This window comes from Streptomyces sp. NPDC088810 (assembly GCF_044750305.1).
Taxonomy (GTDB): Bacteria; Actinomycetota; Actinomycetes; order Streptomycetales; family Streptomycetaceae; genus Streptomyces.
In genome coordinates this window covers 481,762-501,529 of record NZ_JBIVJQ010000004.1, presented here as the reverse complement: position 1 = coordinate 501,529, position 19,768 = coordinate 481,762, and the positions used below count along the sequence as shown (strand labels likewise).

The window sequence follows — 19,768 nt, the reverse complement described above, 5'->3', positions numbered from 1 at the left end:
CCGGGGTGTGCGGCCACGCTCGTGCGGGCGCGGGGCTGTCGGAGGTGTCTCGTAGTCTTGGGCGCGTGCAGGTACTCCACGACGCCCCCCTTGCCCCGCTGACCACCTTCCGGCTGGGCGGTCCCGCGACCCGGCTGGTGACCGCCACGACCGACGCCGAGGTGATCTCCGCCGTCCGTGAGGCCGACGACAGCGGTACGCCGCTGCTGGTCATCGGCGGGGGATCGAACCTGGTCATCGGCGACAAGGGCTTCGACGGCACCGCCCTGCGCATCGCCACGCGCGGGGTCGAACTGCGCGGCAGGATCCTGGAGCTGGCGGCCGGCGAGGTGTGGACCGACGCCGTCGCCCGCACCGTGGAGGCCGGGCTCGCCGGGATCGAGTGCCTGGCCGGCATCCCCGGATCCGCGGGCGCCACGCCGATCCAGAACGTCGGCGCCTACGGCCAGGAGGTCTCCTCGACGATCACGGAGGTGATCGCGTACGACCGGCGGGCCGGCGAGACCGTCACGCTGACGAACGAGGAGTGCGCCTTCTCGTACCGGCACAGCCGCTTCAAGGGCGACCCCGAGCGCTATGTCGTGCTCCGCGTCCGCTTCGAGCTGGAGGACGCGGGCGGGCTGTCCGCGCCGGTCAGGTACGCCGAGGCGGCCCGCGCGCTGGGTGTGGAGCCCGGCGACCGGGTGCCGCTGGCCGACGCGCGCGAGACCGTGCTGAAGCTGCGCGCCGGCAAGGGCATGGTGCTGGACGCCGAGGACCACGACACCTGGTCGGCCGGATCCTTCTTCACCAACCCGATCCTCACCGACGAGCAGTTCGCCGCGTTCCACGCGCGGGTGCGCGAGCGGCTGGGCGACGGCGTCGAGCCGCCCGCCTACCCGGCGGGGGAGGGCCGTACGAAGACCTCCGCGGCCTGGCTGATCGACAAGGCGGGCTTCACCAAGGGGTACGGCAGCGGCCCTGCCCGCATCTCCACCAAGCACACCCTCGCCCTCACCAACCGGGGCGGCGCCACCACGGAGGACCTGCTGGCGCTGGCCCGCGAGGTGGTCGCCGGTGTCCGCGAGGCGTTCGGGATCACGCTGGTCAACGAGCCGGTGACGGTGGGCGTGAGCCTCCGGCCGTAGCGCGGGCCGGGCCGGCGGAAGGGCCGGCCCGCCGGCTCAGTAGGCGACCCCCACGCCCTGCTTCAGGGTCTCCCCGGCATCGATCATCGACAGCATCGCGTGCGCCACGTCCGCGCGCGCGATGAAGCGGCCCTTGGGCGGGAAGCCGCCGACGACGGTGCGGTAGCGGCCGGTGAGCGGCTTGTCCTGCAGACGCGGCGGCCGTACGGACGTCCAGTCCGTCGCGCTGCCGGCCAGCTCGGCCTCCATCGCGCGCAGGTCGGCGTAGACGTCCTTCAGGATCGCCGACACCAGGCCCCGCACTCCGCGGTCCAGGGGACCGTCGCCCACCGGGGCCGGGCCGACCGGGCCGGCGCTGACCACCAGCAGCCGGCGGACGCCCTCCGCCTCCATGGCGCCCAGGACCGTCCGGGTCAGCCGGGTCGCCACCCCCGCGTCCTTGCGGCTGCGCGCGCCCAGGCCGGACAGGACGGCGTCCCGGCCCCGGACCGCGCCGCGCAGCTCTTCCGGGCCGGTCAGGGCACTGCGGACGACCTCCAAGCGGTCACCGGTGACAGCGAGCCCGGCCGGGTCGCGGACGACCGCCGTGACCTCGTGACCGGCGTCCAGGGCCTGGCGGACGAGCTCCCGGCCGATCCCTCCGGTGGCGCCGAAAACAGTGAGCTTCATGGTGACTACCGACTCTCTGGCCGCAGTGGTGGGTGAGTACTTACTCACCCCGTACCCGTCTAGAGTGGGTAAGCACTTACCCACCCGTCAAGGCCGGATCGGAGCCCCATGGAGACGAAGCCCGCGCGGGTCCGCATCCTCGACGCCGCCCACGAGCTGATGCTGACCGTCGGACTCGCCCGCGCCACCACCAAGGAGATCGCCCGCGCGGCCGGCTGCTCCGAAGCGGCCCTCTACAAGAACTTCGACAGCAAGGAAGAGCTGTTCGTGCGGGTCCTCACCGAACGCCTGCCCCGGCTCACGCCGCTGCTCGACAGCCTCGCCGCCGGGCCCGGCCGGGGCACGCTGGAGGAGAACCTCACCGAGATCGCCCGCCAGGCCGCGCTCTTCTACGAGCAGAGCTTCCCGATCGCCGCCTCCCTGTACGCCGAGACCCAGCTCAAACGCCGCCACGACGACGCCCTGCGCACCCTCGGCTCCGGCCCGCACCTGCCCATCCAGGGCCTGGACGCCTACCTCCGCGCCGAACAGGCCGCCGGCCGGGTCCGCGCCGACGCCGACACCTACGCCGCCGCCTCCCTCCTCCTGGGGGCCTGCGCACAGCGCGCCTTCGCCTACGACGCCACCGAGACCGGCGAACGCCCGCCCGTGGACGCGTTCGCCACCCGGCTCGTCAGGACCCTGCTGGGCGGAATCTCCGTTGCGGACCGACCCTGAGGGCCGCGACCCTGCTGCCATGAGGCACCGCACATGCGGCTGAGGCTGCGCGAGTTCCGGCCCCGCTCCGGGCCGTACACCCACCGGATCGTCCAGCCCCGGCACCCCCTGCGCCACACCTCACTGCGCGCCCCCGACCCCATCGGCCTGCTGGTCGGCGACCACGACGGGCTCAGCCGGCTCGCCGGACTGTTCTCCTTCGCCGCCTGCTCCCGGCACACGATCGTCCATGTGCCGCTGCGCGACGGCGTCCCGCCCGACGAGGGCGTCGGCGAGCCGGTCGACCTGGTCCTCGCCCACCACGGCCTCGGCCTGCGCCCCAGCCAGTGGCCCGACCTGCGCCGCAGGCTACGACAGGGCACCCCGCTGACGGTCCGCACCGACGAGGCACGCACCGGGCGGGACGCCGCCGCGCGGCGCGAACGCCGGGACCGGGCCGGCTGCCGGGACGAGCTGCGGCACGCCACGCACGCGCGTACGTTTTTCCTCTTCGGCAGCCGGGGCGTGTTCGCCGAGGCGGCCACCGGTTTCGCGTACGCGGCGAGCCGGGGGCCGTATCAGAAGGGTGTCGGCGATGGACGCATGGCGTACCTGGGATCGTTCCTGCCCCTGGTCGATCCGCCCGGCGGCGGGCACCCCGTCGAGGTCATGATCGGCTTCAAGCCCTATCCGCCGTACGCCCACTTCAGACCGCCGGGCGTGCCAGCCAGTCGTCCACGCCCGCCAGCAGGCGTGCCTTGACCTCCTCCGGGGCGGCCGAACCGCGCACCGACTGACGGGCCAGCTCCGCCAGCTCGGCGTCCGTGAAGCCGTGCGCGGTGCGGGCGATCTCGTACTGGGCGGCCAGCCGGGAGCCGAACAGCAGCGGGTCGTCGGCGCCGAGGGCCATCGGGACGCCCGCCTCGAAGAGCGTGCGCAGCGGGACGTCCTCCGGCTTCTCGTACACGCCGAGCGCCACGTTCGAGGCCGGGCACACCTCGCAGGTCACACCCCGGTCGGCGAGCCGCTTCAGCAGCCGCGGGTCCTCGGCCGCGCGCACCCCGTGCCCGATCCGCGCCGCGTGCAGGTCGTCCAGGCAGTCCCGGACCGACGCCGGGCCGGTCAGCTCACCGCCGTGCGGCACCGACAGCAGACCGCCCTCCCGCGCGATGTGGAAGGCCCGGTCGAAGTCCCGCGCCATGCCCCGCCGCTCGTCGTTGGAGAGCCCGAAACCGACCACGCCCCGGTCCGCGTACCGCACCGCCAGCCGGGCCAGCGTGCGCGCGTCCAGCGGGTGCTTCATCCGGTTCGCGGCGACCAGCACCCGCATGCCGAGACCGGTCTCCCGGGAGGTCGTCTCCACCGCGTCCAGGATGATCTCCAGGGCCGGGATCAGACCGCCCAGCCGGGGCGCGTACGACGTCGGGTCGACCTGGATCTCCAGCCAGCCCGAGCCGTCCTTCAGGTCCTCCTCGGCGGCCTCCCGGACCAGGCGCCGGATGTCCTCGGGTTCGCGCAGGCAGGAGCGCGCCGCGTCGTACAGCCGCTGGAAACGGAACCAGCCCCGCTCGTCCGTGGCCCGCAGCTTCGGTGGTTCACCGCTGGTCAGCGCCTCCGTCAGCGCGTCGGGCAGACGGACGCCGTGCTTGTCGGCCAGTTCCAGGACCGTCGCCGGCCGCATCGAGCCGGTGAAGTGCAGGTGCAGATGGGCTTTCGGCAGCTCAGAGAGATCACGTACACGCTCCATTCCCAGATCCTGCCGTACGTCACCGCTGTCCCGGTAGCCGTTTCCCCTGACGTGGTCTTGCTCGCACACAGAAGCGGGCCGCCTCCCCGGAGGGAAACGGCCCGCACGCGCGCCTGGGCGCCGGGAACTAGTCCCGCGCCTCCGCCAGCAGCTTCTGCATCCGGCTCACGCCCTCGACGAGGTCCTCGTCACCGAGCGCGTACGACAGCCGCAGGTAACCCGGCGTGCCGAAGGCCTCGCCCGGGACGACCGCGACCTCGGCCTCCTCCAGGATCAGCGCGGCCAGCTCGACGGTGTCCTGCGGGCGCTTGCCGCGGATCTCCTTGCCGAGCAGCGCCTTGACCGAGGGGTAGGCGTAGAAGGCGCCCTCGGGCTCCGGGCAGACCACGCCGTCGATCTCGTTGAGCATCCGCACGATGGTCTTGCGGCGCCGGTCGAAGGCCTCGCGCATCGTCGCCACGGCCTCCAGATCGCCGGAGACGGCGGCCAGGGCGGCCACCTGGGCGACGTTGGAGACGTTCGAAGTGGCGTGCGACTGGAGGTTGGTCGCGGCCTTGACGACGTCCTTCGGGCCGATGACCCAGCCCACGCGCCAGCCGGTCATGGCGTACGTCTTCGCCACACCGTTGACCACGATGCACTTGTCGCGCAGCTCGGGCAGGAGCGCCGGCAGGGACACCGAGACGGCGTCGCCGTAGACGAGGTGCTCGTAGATCTCGTCGGTGAGCACCCACAGGCCGTGCTCGGCGGCCCAGCGGCCGATCGCCTCGGTCTCGGCCTCGGAGTACACCGCGCCGGTCGGGTTGGACGGGGAGACGAAGAGGACGACCTTCGTCTTCTCCGTGCGCGCCGCCTCCAGCTGCTCCACCGAGACCCGGTAGCCGGTCGTCTCGTCGGCGACGACCTCGACCGGGACACCGCCGGCCAGGCGGATCGACTCCGGGTACGTCGTCCAGTACGGCGCCGGGACGATGACCTCGTCGCCCGGGTCGAGGATCGCGGCGAACGCCTCGTAGATGGCCTGCTTGCCGCCGTTGGTGACGAGGATCTGGGAGACGTCCGGCTCCCAGCCCGAGTCGCGCAGCGTCTTCGCGGCGATCGCGGCCTTCAGCTCGGGCAGGCCGCCGGCCGGGGTGTAGCGGTGGTACTTGGGGTTCTTGCAGGCCTCGACGGCCGCCTCGACGATGTAGTCCGGGGTCGGGAAGTCGGGCTCACCGGCGCCGAAGCCGATCACCGGACGCCCGGCGGCCTTCAGGGCCTTGGCCTTGGCGTCCACGGCGAGGGTGGCGGACTCGGAGATCGCGCCGACTCGGGCGGAGACCCGGCGCTCGGTGGGAGGGATTGCAGCGCTCATGCGGCCCATCGTTCCAGACCGGAAATGCGCGCGGCACACGGGTTTCACAGACTGAACAGGAAGGGTCGAGTCGTGAACACGGGTCCGAATCCGGCCTCCGGCCAGGACGATCTTCAGCCACGCGGCCCCGGACGGGCGCTTTCTGTTCGACGCCGGGCCGTGGACCACGTACACTCTCACCTCGTTGGCCTTCAGCAGCCGGGCCGGTGCACAACGAGCACCCGGTCGGATGCGGTACGTTGGGGGACACACAAAGGGTCGTAGCTCAATTGGTAGAGCACCGGTCTCCAAAACCGGCGGTTGGGGGTTCAAGTCCCTCCGGCCCTGCTACACACACCGCCAGGATGTGTGCGCATGTACGTACAGCAATGCACCGCCGTGCGGCTCAGAAACCGGGCGCGGCACGGCCACGACCCGGGACCAGGTGAGGACAATGACGGACGCCGTGGGCTCCATCGACACGCCTGATGCCCAGGACGAGGTGCCCGAGTCCAAGAAGAAGGCCCGCAAGGGCGGCAAGCGCGCCAAGAAGGGCCCGCTCAAGCGCCTGGCCACCTTCTACCGCCAGATCATCGCGGAACTCCGCAAGGTCGTCTGGCCGACGCGCAACCAGCTGACCTCGTACACCACCGTGGTGATCTTCTTCGTCGTCATCATGATCGCCCTGGTGACCGTGATTGACTATGGGCTCAACCACGCGGCCAAGTACGTCTTCGGCTGAGCCAAGAGCGAAGGGCGCCGTGGCACCGGCGCCCGTTTTCGCATGTTCCACCCCTATGTATCCAGGAAGAAGCAGCCATCGTGTCTGACCCGAACCTGAACGACGACGCCATTGAGCCCCGCGGGCTGGCTGCCGAGACGGTGGATGACGAGCTCGACATCGTCGAGGGCGCGGACGAGCAGGACGAGTTCGAGGCTGCCGAGGCCGAGGCGGGTGAGCCGGCCGAGGAGGCCGCCCTGCACGCCGAGGCCGAGGACGAAGAGGCCGACGAGGAGGCCGCCGTCGCCGAGGCCGGCGAGGAGGCCGCCGAGGAGGAGCCGGCCGCCCCGGTGGACCCGGTCGAGGCCCTCCGCGAGGAACTGCGCACCCTGCCCGGCGAGTGGTACGTCATCCACACGTACGCGGGTTACGAGAACCGCGTGAAGACCAACCTGGAGCAGCGCGCCGTCTCGCTGAACGTCGAGGACTACATCTTCCAGGCCGAGGTGCCGCAGGAAGAGGTCGTCCAGATCAAGAACGGCGACCGCAAGACGATCAAGCAGAACAAGCTGCCGGGTTACGTCCTGGTCCGCATGGACCTGACCAACGAGTCCTGGGGCGTCGTTCGCAACACCCCCGGCGTCACCGGCTTCGTCGGCAACGCCTACGACCCGTACCCGCTGACCCTGGACGAGATCGTCAAGATGCTCGCCCCGGAGGCCGAGGAGAAGGCCGCCCGCGAGGCCGCCGAGGCCGAGGGCAAGCCCGCCCCGCAGCGCAAGGTCGAGGTCCAGGTCCTGGACTTCGAGGTCGGCGACTCGGTCACCGTCACCGACGGCCCGTTCGCCACGCTCCAGGCGACCATCAACGAGATCAACCCCGACTCCAAGAAGGTCAAGGGCCTGGTCGAGATCTTCGGCCGCGAGACCCCGGTCGAGCTGTCCTTCGACCAGATCCAGAAGAACTGATCACGTCGCCCGAGAGCGCCCCACCGGTGAGCACCGGGCCGGGGCGCTCTCGCCGTGTACGCCCCGCCGTCCTCTGCGCCGCGGCGGCGCTGCTGGTGGCGGCGTACGCCGTGTGCCTGCCGGCGGCCTGGCTGCGGAGCGAACTGCGCGACGCGGAGCCGGCCACGGCCACCTTCCACGGCGGTGCGTGCGTCCTGGGCCGGTGCAGCGTCACCTTCCCGCTGGCGGGCGAGGAGGTCACGGCCGCCCTCCCGCTCGGCACGCGCGCGCGTGGGCATGCCGAAGGTGACACAGTGGAGGTACGGCACGCGCCCGGAGACCCGCGGCGGGTCGCGCTCGCCGAGGACACCGGACGCGGGACCGTGGCCGCGCTGCTCGCCGTACCGGGCGCGGCGACCGTGCTCACCCTGCCGGGCGCAGTCGCGTACCTGCGCGAGCGACGGTCTCGAGGTCCCGCGCAACCCGCCTGACCAGGGCGATTTCTTGTCTGGTGGGGAAGCGGCTATCGTGGTGCGGTATGCCATCTGTGTGATCTTGCCCCCATGGGTGCAGGTCCCGTGCACGGATGGCAGTCAACCTCTCAGTAAGGACCCGGAGAGAGCATGCCTCCCAAGAAGAAGAAGGTCACGGGGCTCATCAAGCTCCAGATCCAGGCCGGCGCCGCCAACCCGGCTCCGCCGGTCGGCCCGGCGCTGGGTCAGCACGGCGTCAACATCATGGAGTTCTGCAAGGCCTACAACGCCGCGACCGAGTCGCAGCGCGGTTGGGTCATCCCGGTGGAGATCACGGTCTACGAGGACCGTTCCTTCACCTTCATCACCAAGACGCCGCCGGCCGCGAAGATGATCCTCAAGGCCGCGGGCATCGAGAAGGGCTCCGGCGAGCCGCACAAGACCAAGGTCGCCAAGATCACCGAGGCGCAGGTCCGCGAGATCGCCCAGACCAAGATGCCCGACCTGAACGCGAACGACCTGGACGCCGCCGCGAAGATCATCGCCGGTACCGCGCGTTCCATGGGCGTCACGGTCGAGGGCTGAACCCCACCTTTCGTAAGTCATGCGGCTGCCAGGGATACGCAGCCGCGCGTGGCAGGGCCTGCTCGGCCCAGTGACCACGACTCCTTTCAGAACACACAGGAGCAGTTGTGAGCAAGCGCAGCAAGGCTCTCCGCGCTGCGGACGCCAAGGTCGACCGGGAGAAGCTGTACGCCCCGCTCGAGGCCGTCCGTCTCGCCAAGGAGACCTCCACGACCAAGTTCGACGCCACCGTCGAGGTCGCCTTCCGTCTGGGTGTCGACCCGCGCAAGGCCGACCAGATGGTCCGTGGCACCGTGAACCTTCCGCACGGCACCGGTAAGACCGCCCGGGTCCTGGTCTTCGCGACCGGCGACCGTGCCGAGGCCGCGCGTGCCGCGGGCGCCGACATCGTCGGCGCCGACGAGCTCATCGACGAGGTGGCGAAGGGCCGTCTGGACTTCGACGCCGTCGTCGCCACCCCGGACCTCATGGGCAAGGTCGGCCGCCTCGGCCGCGTCCTCGGCCCGCGTGGTCTGATGCCGAACCCGAAGACCGGCACCGTCACCCCCGACGTGGCCAAGGCCGTCACCGACATCAAGGGCGGCAAGATCGAGTTCCGCGTCGACAAGCACTCGAACCTGCACTTCATCATCGGCAAGGCGTCCTTCGACGACGCCAAGCTGGTGGAGAACTACGGCGCCGCGCTGGAGGAGATCCTCCGTCTGAAGCCGTCCGCCGCCAAGGGTCGTTACATCAAGAAGGCCGCGGTCAGCACCACCATGGGCCCCGGCATCCCGGTCGACCCGAACCGCACCCGCAACCTCCTCGTCGAGGAGGACCCGGCCGCCGTCTGAGCCTGAGGCTCGGAGCCGGTAGCCGCGTCACGGACGCGTAAAAAGGGCGGGCCCTGGAACCCTGGAGGTTCCGGGCCCGTCCTTTCTTTGTGCGACCTTTCGTACGACTGTCAGTGGCCTGGATTACGGTGCAGGCACGGGACACGCAATAGGGGTGGGAGTAGATGAACAGCACTACCGCGCGCAGGGCGGCCCTTTCCATAGCGGTGGTTGCCGCGCTGACCGGGGTTGCCGCCTGTGGCTCCTCCGACTCCGGCAAGGACGGTGGCAAGGCGGCCGGCAAGACGGTGACGCACGTCAGCCCCATCGCGGCCCTGCGCTCCGCCGAGAAGTCCACCGACAAGGCCGACTCGGCCAAGGTGCGCTCCACCACCTCCGTCGGCGACCTCATGTCGATGACCGCCAACGGCGCCCTCACCTGGGGCGACGGCCTGCAGGGCAACCTCACCATCACGTACACCGGCGGCCAGATGGCCGAGATGATGAAGAAGGCCGGCACCGCGTCGATGGAGGCCCGGTATCTGCCGGACGCCTACTACGCGCACATGAGCGACGCCTACGCCCAGCAGGCGGGCGGCGGCAAGCACTGGATCAAGTACTCCTACGACGACCTCGCCAAGCTCGGCGGCGCCTCCGGGTCCTTCATGAAGGACCAGCTCCAGAACTCCACGCCGAACCAGTCCGTGAAGCTGCTGCTGGCCTCCGGTGACGTCAAGAAGGTCGGCGAGGAGACGGTCTCCGGCGCCCACACCACGCACTACTCGGGCAAGGTCGACGTCGCCGACCTCGCCGAGAAGTCCAGCGACCTCACCGCCGAGCAGATGTCCGCCCTGAAGAAGCAGCTCACCCAGGCCGGCGTCACCACCGAGACCGTCGACGTCTGGATCAACGACCAGGACCTGCTGGTCAAGAAGACCGAGAAGGCCGACACGACCAACGGCGCCATGACCAGCACCACGCTCTACAGCGACTACGGCGTGAAGGTCGCCGCCGAGGCGCCCCCGGCCGGCGACACCAAGGACTTCGCGGACATGATGAAGTCCGGCGGCCTGACGGGCGGCACCGGCGCCACCTCCTGACCCGAGGGCCTTCCCGGCCTTCCCCAGGCCCGACGGCCCTGCAGGACCCCCTGAGGCGCGCTCAGCGCCCCTCGGGGGGTCCTGGCCGCCATTGCCCGGCCTGCCCCGGCCAGAGGCCTGCCTTGCCCGGGCAGAAAGCCGGCCCTGCCCCGGGAGGATCGGTCCCAAACGGCCGATTTGCTCGACCGGGCCCGGGTCCCGTACTCTCTTGCAGAAGCCAAAGACCGCTGGTCGTTGCCGTGCGCTCGCATGAGGGTGCGGTGGCCGAAGGATCCGCTGAAAAGTGGGCGACCCGCGCAGGTGACAGTGGAAGACTCCCGGAGTGCGCGCGCCCAGCGCGTGTGCGGCCGGTCGAGTCCGCCCCGTGCGCCTGCGCCGGGGCGTTTCGTTTTACCCAGTCCTCCTTCGGGTCCGCGCGGTCCGAATCACCCGGAAGGAGGCCGAGGCTCTATGGCGAGGCCCGACAAGGCTGCCGCGGTTGCGGAGCTGACGGACAAGTTCCGCAGCTCCAACGCCGCCGTGCTGACCGAGTACCGCGGTCTCACCGTGGCGCAGCTCAAGACGCTGCGCCGGTCGCTCGGTGAGAACGCCCAGTACGCCGTGGTGAAGAACACGCTGACCAAGATTGCGGCCAAGGAGGCCGGGATCACGCTGGAGGACCAGCTCTTCGCTGGCCCGACGGCCGTCGCCTTCGTCACCGGTGACCCGGTGGAGTCGGCGAAGGGTCTGCGTGACTTCGCCAAGGACAACCCCAATCTCGTCATCAAGGGCGGTGTCCTGGAGGGCAAGGCCCTCTCCGCCGACGAGATCAAGAAGCTTGCGGACCTCGAGTCCCGCGAGGTTCTGCTCAGCAAGCTGGCCGGTGCCTTCAAGGCGAAGCAGTCCCAGGCTGCCTCCGTCTTCCAGGCTCTGCCGTCGAAGCTCGTCCGCACCGTGGACGCGCTGCGCGCCAAGCAGGCCGAGCAGGGCGGTGCCGAGTAATTCGGCTCGCTTTCTGACCCGCACCAACGGCGCGGGTCGCAGCGGGCCGACGTACGCCCGCCTTACCCAGTACATCCGGCACCTGCCGATTTGAGTGGAAGGACCGCCATCATGGCGAAGCTCAGCCAGGAAGACCTGCTCGCCCAGTTCGAGGAGATGACCCTCATCGAGCTCTCCGAGTTCGTGAAGGCCTTCGAGGAGAAGTTCGACGTCACCGCCGCCGCCGCCGCGCCGGTCGTCGTCGCCGGTGGTGCCGCTGGTGGCGCCGCCGCCGAGGCCGAGGAGGAGAAGGACGAGTTCGACGTCATCCTCACCGGCGCCGGCGAGAAGAAGATCCAGGTCATCAAGGTCGTGCGTGAGCTGACCTCGCTGGGTCTGAAGGAGGCCAAGGACCTCGTCGACGGCACCCCGAAGCCGGTCCTCGAGAAGGTCAACAAGGAGCAGGCCGACAAGGCCGCCGAGGCCCTCAAGGGCGCCGGCGCGTCCGTCGAGGTCAAGTAAGACCTTCGCGACCGCAGAAACGGCCCGCTAGGGCTGTAACGCGAACGCACCGAAGGGCGATCATCCATCCGGGTGGTCGCCCTTCGGCGTTCCCCGGGGCCCGGCCTGGCCTGCCTTGCACCTGTGTTCGTGAGGGGTAAGGTGATCTTCGTCGTGTCTCCCGTAGTCCCGGTTCCGGCAAGGAGCCCTTGACGAACCGCACGCAGCGCGCAATTCTCAGGACGCGTCGTCACAAGGATCCGAATCCGAGGCATGGATCGACGACGAAGAGGGCAGTATCAACGTGCGTTGAGGGCGGAATGCCGAGGGCGTTGACAAGGGTGTTGAGCACAACGAGGGTCTTCGAAAACCCGCACTGGACATCAGTGTGCCAAGTGGCTACACTGACCCTTTGCGCTGCCTGTTAGCTGTCCCCTGCCCGTCACCAGGGGTCTGCCCTCACTCGAGCACAGTCGACCGAGCCCCCCTGACCTGGGGTTTCCGTCGCTGTGTACGGGAGAGGGACCGGTACGCGCGTAGTGAGTCCGAGCCCTCGGAAGGACCCCCTCTTGGCCGCCTCGCGCACTGCCTCGACCGCGAATACGAACAACGGCGCCAGCACCGCCCCGCTGCGCATCTCCTTTGCAAAGATCAAGGAGCCCCTCGAGGTTCCGAACCTGCTCGCGCTGCAGACCGAGAGCTTTGACTGGCTGCTCGGCAACACCGCCTGGCAGACTCGGGTCGAGGAGGCTCTGGAGAACGGTCAGGACGTCCCCACCAAGTCCGGTCTGGAGGAGATCTTCGAGGAGATCTCTCCGATCGAGGACTTCTCCGGGTCGATGTCGCTGACGTTCCGGGACCACCGCTTCGAGCCGCCGAAGAACTCGATCGACGAGTGCAAGGAGCGCGACTTCACGTACGCCGCCCCGCTCTTCGTCACCGCCGAGTTCACCAACAACGAGACCGGTGAGATCAAGTCCCAGACCGTCTTCATGGGCGACTTCCCGCTCATGACGAACAAGGGCACTTTCGTCATCAACGGCACCGAGCGTGTCGTGGTGTCGCAGCTGGTCCGTTCCCCCGGTGTCTACTTCGACTCCACCATCGACAAGACGTCCGACAAGGACATCTTCTCCGCCAAGATCATCCCGTCCCGGGGTGCCTGGCTGGAGATGGAGATCGACAAGCGCGACATGGTCGGTGTCCGCATCGACCGCAAGCGCAAGCAGTCGGTCACCGTGCTGCTGAAGGCGCTCGGCTGGACGACCGAGCAGATCCTCGAGGAGTTCGGCGACTACGAGTCGATGCGCGCCACCCTGGAGAAGGACCACACCCAGGGCCAGGACGACGCGCTGCTCGACATCTACCGCAAGCTGCGCCCGGGCGAGCCCCCCACGCGTGAGGCCGCGCAGACGCTGCTGGAGAACCTCTACTTCAACCCCAAGCGCTACGACCTCGCCAAGGTCGGCCGTTACAAGGTCAACAAGAAGCTGGGTACGGACACCCCGCTGGACGCGGGCATCCTGACCGTCGAGGACATCATCTCGACGATCAAGTACCTGGTGAAGCTGCACGCCGGCGAGACCGAGACGACCGGCGACAACGGCGAGACGGTCGTCGTCGAGACCGACGACATCGACCACTTCGGCAACCGTCGTCTGCGCAGCGTCGGCGAGCTCATCCAGAACCAGGTCCGTACGGGTCTGGCGCGTATGGAGCGTGTCGTCCGCGAGCGCATGACGACCCAGGACGTCGAGGCGATCACGCCGCAGACCCTTATCAACATCCGGCCGGTCGTCGCCTCCATCAAGGAGTTCTTCGGCACCAGCCAGCTGTCCCAGTTCATGGACCAGAACAACCCGCTGTCGGGTCTCACCCACAAGCGCCGTCTGTCGGCTCTTGGCCCGGGTGGTCTCTCCCGTGAGCGGGCCGGCTTCGAGGTCCGTGACGTGCACCCGTCGCACTACGGCCGTATGTGCCCGATCGAGACGCCGGAAGGCCCGAACATCGGTCTGATCGGCTCGCTCGCCTCCTACGGCCGGGTCAACGCGTTCGGCTTCGTCGAGACCCCGTACCGCAAGGTCATCGACGGCCAGGTCACCGACGAGGTGGACTACCTGACCGCCGACGAGGAGGACCGCTTCGTCATCGCGCAGGCCAACGCGCCGCTGACGAACGACCTCCGTTTCGAGGAGAGCCGCGTGCTCGTCCGCCGTCGTGGCGGCGAGGTCGACTACGTCGGCCCCGAGGACGTGGACTACATGGACGTCTCGCCGCGCCAGATGGTGTCGGTCGCGACCGCCATGATCCCCTTCCTCGAGCACGACGACGCCAACCGTGCCCTCATGGGCGCGAACATGATGCGCCAGGCCGTTCCGCTGATTAAGTCGGAGGCCCCGCTCGTCGGTACCGGCATGGAGTACCGCTCCGCCGTCGACGCCGGCGACGTCGTCAAGGCCGAGAAGGCCGGTGTGGTCCAGGAGGTCTCCGCGGACTACATCACCACCGCCAACGACGACGGCACGTACATCACGTACCGCCTGGCCAAGTTCGCCCGCTCCAACCAGGGCACCTCGGTCAACCAGAAGGTCATCGTCAACGAGGGCGACCGCGTCATCGAGGGCCAGGTCCTCGCCGACGGCCCGGCCACCCAGAACGGCGAGATGGCCCTCGGCAAGAACCTGCTCGTGGCGTTCATGCCGTGGGAGGGTCACAACTACGAGGACGCGATCATCCTGTCGCAGCGCCTCGTGCAGGACGACGTCCTCTCCTCGATCCACATCGAGGAGCACGAGGTCGACGCCCGTGACACCAAGCTCGGCCCCGAGGAGATCACCCGGGACATCCCGAACGTCTCCGAGGAGGTCCTCGCGGACCTGGACGAGCGCGGCATCATCCGTATCGGTGCCGAGGTCATCGCCGGTGACATCCTCGTCGGCAAGGTCACCCCGAAGGGTGAGACCGAGCTGACCCCCGAGGAGCGCCTGCTGCGCGCGATCTTCGGTGAGAAGGCCCGTGAGGTCCGTGACACCTCGCTGAAGGTGCCGCACGGCGAGACCGGCAAGGTCATCGGCGTGCGCGTCTTCGACCGTGAGGAGGGCGACGAGCTGCCGCCGGGCGTGAACCAGCTGGTCCGCGTCTACGTCGCGCAGAAGCGCAAGATCACCGACGGTGACAAGCTCGCCGGCCGCCACGGCAACAAGGGTGTCATCTCGAAGATCCTGCCCATCGAGGACATGCCGTTCCTCGAGGACGGAACTCCGGTCGACATCATCCTCAACCCGCTGGGTGTGCCGTCCCGAATGAACCCGGGACAGGTTCTGGAGATTCACCTCGGCTGGCTCGCCAGCCGCGGCTGGGACGTCTCCGGTCTCGCCGACGAGTGGGCCCAGCGCCTGCAGGCCATCGGCGCCGACCAGGTCGCCCCCGGCACCAACGTCGCCACCCCGGTGTTCGACGGTGCGCGTGAGGACGAGCTGGCGGGTCTGCTGCAGCACACCATCCCGAACCGGGACGGCGAGCGCATGGTGCTCCCGACCGGCAAGGCGCGGCTGTTCGACGGCCGTAGCGGTGAGCCGTTCCCGGACCCGATCTCGGTCGGCTACATGTACATCCTCAAGCTGCACCACCTGGTCGACGACAAGCTGCACGCCCGTTCGACCGGTCCGTACTCGATGATCACCCAGCAGCCGCTGGGTGGTAAGGCCCAGTTCGGTGGCCAGCGGTTCGGTGAGATGGAGGTGTGGGCCCTCGAGGCCTACGGCGCCGCGTACGCCCTCCAGGAACTGCTGACCATCAAGTCCGACGACGTCACCGGCCGCGTGAAGGTCTACGAGGCCATCGTCAAGGGCGAGAACATCCCTGAGCCCGGCATTCCCGAGTCCTTCAAGGTGCTCATCAAGGAAATGCAGTCCCTGTGCCTCAACGTGGAGGTGCTGTCCTCGGACGGCATGTCCATCGAGATGCGCGACACCGACGAGGACGTCTTCCGCGCTGCGGAGGAGCTCGGTATCGACCTGTCCCGGCGCGAGCCGAGCAGCGTCGAAGAGGTCTGACGGGAGTCCGGCGGGGCCCTCACCCACAGGGCCCCGCCGACCCCCAGGCCCCCGTATCAGACCACAGACTTTCGACCCTGAGAGGGATTGACGCATAGTGCTCGACGTCAACTTCTTCGACGAGCTCCGGATCGGCCTGGCCACCGCTGACGACATCCGTCAGTGGAGCCACGGCGAGGTCAAGAAGCCCGAGACCATCAACTACCGCACCCTGAAGCCCGAAAAGGACGGACTCTTCTGCGAGAAGATCTTCGGTCCGACCCGGGACTGGGAGTGCTACTGCGGCAAGTACAAGCGCGTCCGCTTCAAGGGCATCATCTGCGAGCGCTGCGGTGTCGAGGTCACGCGCGCCAAGGTGCGCCGTGAGCGGATGGGCCACATCGAGCTGGCGGCGCCCGTCACGCACATCTGGTACTTCAAGGGTGTTCCTTCGCGCCTCGGCTACCTGCTGGACCTGGCGCCCAAGGACCTCGAGAAGGTCATCTACTTCGCGGCGTACATGATCACGTACGTCGACGAGGAGCGCCGTACCCGCGACCTGCCCTCCCTGGAGGCGCACGTCTCCGTCGAGCGCCAGCAGATCGAGAACCGCCGGGACGCCGACCTGGAGGCCCGCGCCAAGAAGCTCGAGGCCGACCTGGCCGAGCTGGAGGCCGAGGGCGCCAAGGCCGACGTGCGCCGCAAGGTGCGCGAGGGTGCCGAGCGCGAGATGAAGCAGCTGCGCGACCGCGCGCAGCGCGAGATCGACCGCCTCGACGAGGTGTGGAACCGGTTCAAGAACCTCAAGGTCCAGGACCTGGAGGGCGACGAGCTGCTCTACCGCGAGCTGCGTGACCGTTTTGGCACGTACTTCGACGGCTCGATGGGTGCCGCGGCGCTGCAGAAGCGCCTGGAGTCCTTCGACCTCGAGGAGGAGGCCGAGCGTCTCCGCGAGATCATCCGCACCGGCAAGGGCCAGAAGAAGACCCGTGCCCTCAAGCGGCTGAAGGTCGTCTCCGCGTTCCTGCAGACCTCCAACAGCCCCAAGGGCATGGTCCTGGACTGCGTCCCGGTCATCCCGCCGGACCTGCGTCCGATGGTGCAGCTGGACGGTGGCCGCTTCGCGACCTCCGACCTGAACGACCTGTACCGCCGTGTCATCAACCGCAACAACCGCCTGAAGCGCCTTCTCGACCTCGGTGCGCCCGAGATCATCGTGAACAACGAGAAGCGCATGCTCCAGGAGGCCGTCGACGCGCTCTTCGACAACGGCCGTCGTGGCCGCCCGGTCACGGGCCCCGGCAACCGTCCGCTGAAGTCGCTGTCGGACATGCTGAAGGGCAAGCAGGGTCGCTTCCGGCAGAACCTGCTCGGTAAGCGAGTCGACTACTCGGCGCGTTCCGTCATCGTCGTCGGCCCGCAGCTGAAGCTGCACCAGTGCGGTCTGCCCAAGGCCATGGCGCTGGAGCTGTTCAAGCCGTTCGTGATGAAGCGTCTGGTCGACCTGAACCACGCGCAGAACATCAAGAGCGCCAAGCGCATGGTGGAGCGCGGCCGCACCGTCGTGTACGACGTCCTCGAAGAGGTCATCGCCGAGCACCCGGTGCTGCTGAACCGTGCGCCCACCCTGCACCGCCTCGGCATCCAGGCCTTCGAGCCGCAGCTGGTCGAGGGCAAGGCCATCCAGATCCACCCGCTCGTCTGCACCGCGTTCAACGCGGACTTCGACGGTGACCAGATGGCCGTGCACCTGCCGCTGTCCGCGGAGGCGCAGGCCGAGGCCCGCATCCTGATGCTGTCCTCGAACAACATCCTCAAGCCGGCCGACGGCCGTCCGGTGACGATGCCGACCCAGGACATGGTCCTCGGTCTGTTCTTCCTCACCACCGACGGCGAGCTGCGTGACACCAAGGGCGAGGGCCGCGCGTTCGGCTCCACGGCCGAGGCGATCATGGCGTTCGACGCCGGCGAGCTCGCGCTCCAGTCGCCGATCGACATCCGCTTCCCGGTGGGCACCATCCCGCCGCGCGGCTGGACGCCGCCGACGCGCGAGGAGGGCGAGCCGGAGTGGCAGCAGGGTGACTCGTTCCGCCTGCGCACCACCCTGGGCCGCGCGCTCTTCAACGAGCTGCTGCCCGAGGACTACCCGTTCGTCGACTACTCGGTGGGCAAGAAGCAGCTCTCCGAGATCGTCAACGACCTGGCCGAGCGCTACCCCAAGGTCATCGTGGCGGCGACGCTCGACAACCTGAAGGCGGCCGGCTTCTACTGGGCGACCCGTTCCGGTGTCACCGTGGCCATCTCCGACGTCGTCGTTCCCGAGGCGAAGAAGGAGATCGTCCGCGGTTACGAGGCGCAGGACGAGAAGGTCCAGAAGCAGTACGAGCGCGGTCTGATCACCAAGGAAGAGCGCACTCAGGAGCTCATCGCGATCTGGACCAAGGCGACCAACGAGGTCGCCGAGGCGATGAACGAGAACTTCCCCAAGACCAACCCCATCTTCATGATGGTTGACTCGGGTGCCCGAGGAAACATGATGCAGATGCGGCAGATCGCCGGTATGCGTGGTCTGGTGTCGAACGCGAAGAACGAGACCATCCCGCGTCCGATCAAGGCCTCGTTCCGTGAGGGTCTGTCGGTGCTGGAGTACTTCATCTCCACGCACGGTGCCCGTAAGGGTCTGGCGGACACCGCCCTGCGTACCGCCGACTCGGGTTACCTGACCCGTCGTCTGGTGGACGTCTCGCAGGACGTCATCATCCGCGAGGAGGACTGCGGTACCGAGCGCGGCCTCAAGCTGCGGATCGCCGACCGCGGTGCCGACGGGGTGCTGCGCAAGACGGACAACGTCGAGACGTCCGTGTACGCGCGCTGCCTCGCCGAAGACATCGTGGTCGACGGCCAGGTGCTGGCCCCGGCCGGCACCGACCTGGGCGACGTCCTCATCGAGGAGCTCGTGGGCCGTGGCGTCGAGGAGGTCAAGACCCGCTCGGTCCTGACCTGCGAGTCCGCCGTCGGTACCTGCGCGATGTGCTACGGCCGTTCGCTGGCCACCGGCAAGCTGGTGGACATTGGTGAGGCGGTCGGCATCATCGCCGCCCAGTCCATCGGTGAGCCCGGTACCCAGCTGACGATGCGTACCTTCCACACCGGTGGTGTGGCCGGTGACGACATCACCCAGGGTCTGCCCCGTGTCGTCGAGCTCTTCGAGGCCCGTACCCCGAAGGGTGTCGCCCCGATCTCCGAGGCCTCCGGCCGCGTGCGGATCGAGGAGACCGAGAAGACCAAGAAGATCGTCGTCACCCCGGACGACGGCAGCGACGAGACGGCGTACCCGATCTCGAAGCGTGCCAAGGTCCTGGTCCGCGAGGGCGACCACGTCGAGGTGGGCCAGCAGCTCACCGTGGGTGCCACCAACCCGCACGACGTGCTGCGCATCCTGGGCCAGCGTGCCGTCCAGGTCCACCTGGTCGGCGAGGTCCAGAAGGTCTACAACTCGCAGGGTGTGTCGATCCACGACAAGCACATCGAGATCATCATCCGGCAGATGCTGCGCCGCGTGACGATCATCGAGTCCGGCGACGCCGAGCTGCTGCCCGGCGAGCTGGTCGAGCGCTCCCGCTTCGAGCAGGAGAACCGTCGTGTGGTCCAGGAGGGCGGTCACCCGGCCTCCGGTCGTCCGCAGCTGATGGGTATCACCAAGGCCTCGCTGGCGACGGAATCCTGGCTGTCGGCCGCCTCCTTCCAGGAGACGACCCGAGTCCTGACGGACGCGGCGATCAACGCCAAGTCCGACAGCCTCATCGGCCTCAAGGAGAACGTCATCATCGGTAAGCTCATCCCGGCCGGTACGGGTCTGTCCCGCTACCGCAACATCCGGGTCGAGCCGACCGAGGAGGCCAAGGCCGCGATGTACTCGGCCGTCGGCTACGACGACATCGACTACTCGCCGTTCGGCACGGGCTCCGGCCAGGCCGTTCCGCTGGAGGACTACGACTACGGTCCGTACAACCAGTAAGGCGCACGTCCACTGAAGGGCGGCCACCCCACGGGGTGGCCGCCC

Annotated in this window: 16 protein-coding genes and 1 tRNA gene; 14 read left to right on the top strand and 3 right to left on the bottom strand. The window is 68.8% G+C overall.

Translation table 11 applies throughout. From position 1 onward, the window contains the following. Window positions 1–35 precede the first annotated feature (35 nt). Window positions 36–1,127, top strand: a complete 1,092-nt coding sequence (locus tag ACIP4Y_RS16915; protein ID WP_401393959.1) for a UDP-N-acetylmuramate dehydrogenase — start codon at window positions 36–38, stop codon at window positions 1,125–1,127. A 36-nt stretch (window positions 1,128–1,163) separates the two neighbouring features. Here ACIP4Y_RS16915 and ACIP4Y_RS16910 read toward each other — a convergent pair whose 3' ends face one another. Next, a complete protein-coding gene (locus ACIP4Y_RS16910) occupies window positions 1,164–1,796 on the bottom strand; it encodes an NAD(P)-dependent oxidoreductase (RefSeq protein ID WP_401393544.1) in 633 nt (210 codons plus the stop codon). A gap of 108 nt (window positions 1,797–1,904) precedes the next feature. Here ACIP4Y_RS16910 and ACIP4Y_RS16905 point away from each other — a divergent pair, with 108 nt between their 5' ends. Both ACIP4Y_RS16905 and ACIP4Y_RS16900 read left to right on the top strand, forming a co-directional pair. Beyond that, on the top strand, window positions 1,905–2,513 hold the full coding sequence (locus ACIP4Y_RS16905) for a TetR/AcrR family transcriptional regulator (RefSeq protein ID WP_401393542.1): 609 nt from the start codon (window positions 1,905–1,907) through the stop codon (window positions 2,511–2,513). A gap of 33 nt (window positions 2,514–2,546) precedes the next feature. Beyond that, complete coding sequence (locus tag ACIP4Y_RS16900; protein ID WP_401393540.1) at window positions 2,547–3,254, top strand: hypothetical protein; 708 nt, start codon at window positions 2,547–2,549, stop codon at window positions 3,252–3,254. On the opposite strand, the gene ACIP4Y_RS16895 is transcribed toward ACIP4Y_RS16900, so the two are convergent. Beyond that, a complete protein-coding gene (locus tag ACIP4Y_RS16895) occupies window positions 3,199–4,239 on the bottom strand; it encodes an adenosine deaminase (RefSeq protein ID WP_401393537.1) in 1,041 nt (346 codons plus the stop codon). The two genes, ACIP4Y_RS16900 and ACIP4Y_RS16895, sit on opposite strands and share 56 nt — an antisense overlap. A 127-nt stretch (window positions 4,240–4,366) precedes the next feature. Continuing rightward, window positions 4,367–5,593 (bottom strand): pyridoxal phosphate-dependent aminotransferase, encoded by a 1,227-nt coding sequence (locus tag ACIP4Y_RS16890; RefSeq protein WP_401393534.1) that lies wholly within the window; start codon window positions 5,591–5,593, stop codon window positions 4,367–4,369. 254 nt (window positions 5,594–5,847) lie between these two features. Between ACIP4Y_RS16890 and ACIP4Y_RS16885 the strand changes: the two genes are divergently transcribed. The 11 genes from ACIP4Y_RS16885 (at window position 5,848) to ACIP4Y_RS16835 (ending at window position 19,723) form a co-directional block, all read left to right on the top strand. After that, window positions 5,848–5,920 (top strand) — tRNA-Trp (locus ACIP4Y_RS16885). A gap of 106 nt (window positions 5,921–6,026) precedes the next feature. Then, a complete protein-coding gene (secE, locus tag ACIP4Y_RS16880) occupies window positions 6,027–6,314 on the top strand; it encodes a preprotein translocase subunit SecE (RefSeq protein WP_358646997.1) in 288 nt (95 codons plus the stop codon). 80 nt (window positions 6,315–6,394) lie between these two features. After that, window positions 6,395–7,261, top strand: coding sequence for a transcription termination/antitermination protein NusG (nusG, locus tag ACIP4Y_RS16875; RefSeq protein WP_401393530.1), 867 nt, complete (start codon window positions 6,395–6,397; stop codon window positions 7,259–7,261). 26 nt (window positions 7,262–7,287) lie between these two features. Continuing rightward, a complete protein-coding gene (locus tag ACIP4Y_RS16870; RefSeq protein ID WP_401393527.1) occupies window positions 7,288–7,731 on the top strand; it encodes a hypothetical protein in 444 nt (147 codons plus the stop codon). Between the two features lie 132 nt (window positions 7,732–7,863). Continuing rightward, window positions 7,864–8,298 carry a 50S ribosomal protein L11 gene (gene rplK / locus ACIP4Y_RS16865; RefSeq protein WP_030345386.1) on the top strand — a complete coding sequence of 145 codons (435 nt, stop codon included), beginning with the start codon at window positions 7,864–7,866 and terminating at the stop codon, window positions 8,296–8,298. A gap of 107 nt (window positions 8,299–8,405) precedes the next feature. Next, window positions 8,406–9,131, top strand: a complete 726-nt coding sequence (gene rplA, locus ACIP4Y_RS16860) for a 50S ribosomal protein L1 (RefSeq protein WP_208033750.1) — start codon at window positions 8,406–8,408, stop codon at window positions 9,129–9,131. Window positions 9,132–9,295: 164 nt separating this feature from the next. Beyond that, a complete protein-coding gene (locus ACIP4Y_RS16855) occupies window positions 9,296–10,210 on the top strand; it encodes a hypothetical protein (protein ID WP_401393524.1) in 915 nt (304 codons plus the stop codon). Window positions 10,211–10,660: 450 nt separating this feature from the next. Continuing rightward, window positions 10,661–11,191 carry a 50S ribosomal protein L10 gene (gene rplJ / locus ACIP4Y_RS16850; RefSeq protein ID WP_014674354.1) on the top strand — a complete coding sequence of 177 codons (531 nt, stop codon included), beginning with the start codon at window positions 10,661–10,663 and terminating at the stop codon, window positions 11,189–11,191. A gap of 111 nt (window positions 11,192–11,302) precedes the next feature. After that, window positions 11,303–11,692 carry a 50S ribosomal protein L7/L12 gene (rplL, locus tag ACIP4Y_RS16845; RefSeq protein WP_030345391.1) on the top strand — a complete coding sequence of 130 codons (390 nt, stop codon included), beginning with the start codon at window positions 11,303–11,305 and terminating at the stop codon, window positions 11,690–11,692. A 548-nt stretch (window positions 11,693–12,240) separates the two neighbouring features. Continuing rightward, window positions 12,241–15,726 (top strand): DNA-directed RNA polymerase subunit beta, encoded by a 3,486-nt coding sequence (rpoB, locus tag ACIP4Y_RS16840; protein ID WP_401393521.1) that lies wholly within the window; start codon window positions 12,241–12,243, stop codon window positions 15,724–15,726. A gap of 97 nt (window positions 15,727–15,823) precedes the next feature. After that, window positions 15,824–19,723: a DNA-directed RNA polymerase subunit beta' gene (locus ACIP4Y_RS16835; RefSeq protein WP_401393518.1), complete on the top strand. Its 3,900-nt coding sequence runs from the start codon at window positions 15,824–15,826 to the stop codon at window positions 19,721–19,723. Window positions 19,724–19,768 lie beyond the last annotated feature (45 nt).

Coding starts and splice junctions, on each gene's coding strand:
- ACIP4Y_RS16905 (WP_401393542.1), top strand. CDS start 1,905: ATGGAGACGAAGCCCGCGCGGGTCCGCATCCTCGACGCCGCCCACGAG.
- rplJ (WP_014674354.1), top strand. CDS start 10,661: ATGGCGAGGCCCGACAAGGCTGCCGCGGTTGCGGAGCTGACGGACAAG.
- ACIP4Y_RS16855 (WP_401393524.1), top strand. CDS start 9,296: ATGAACAGCACTACCGCGCGCAGGGCGGCCCTTTCCATAGCGGTGGTT.
- ACIP4Y_RS16910 (WP_401393544.1), bottom strand. CDS start 1,796: ATGAAGCTCACTGTTTTCGGCGCCACCGGAGGGATCGGCCGGGAGCTC.
- secE (WP_358646997.1), top strand. CDS start 6,027: ATGACGGACGCCGTGGGCTCCATCGACACGCCTGATGCCCAGGACGAG.
- rplL (WP_030345391.1), top strand. CDS start 11,303: ATGGCGAAGCTCAGCCAGGAAGACCTGCTCGCCCAGTTCGAGGAGATG.
- ACIP4Y_RS16895 (WP_401393537.1), bottom strand. CDS start 4,239: ATGGAGCGTGTACGTGATCTCTCTGAGCTGCCGAAAGCCCATCTGCAC.
- ACIP4Y_RS16900 (WP_401393540.1), top strand. CDS start 2,547: ATGCGGCTGAGGCTGCGCGAGTTCCGGCCCCGCTCCGGGCCGTACACC.
- rplK (WP_030345386.1), top strand. CDS start 7,864: ATGCCTCCCAAGAAGAAGAAGGTCACGGGGCTCATCAAGCTCCAGATC.
- ACIP4Y_RS16890 (WP_401393534.1), bottom strand. CDS start 5,593: ATGAGCGCTGCAATCCCTCCCACCGAGCGCCGGGTCTCCGCCCGAGTC.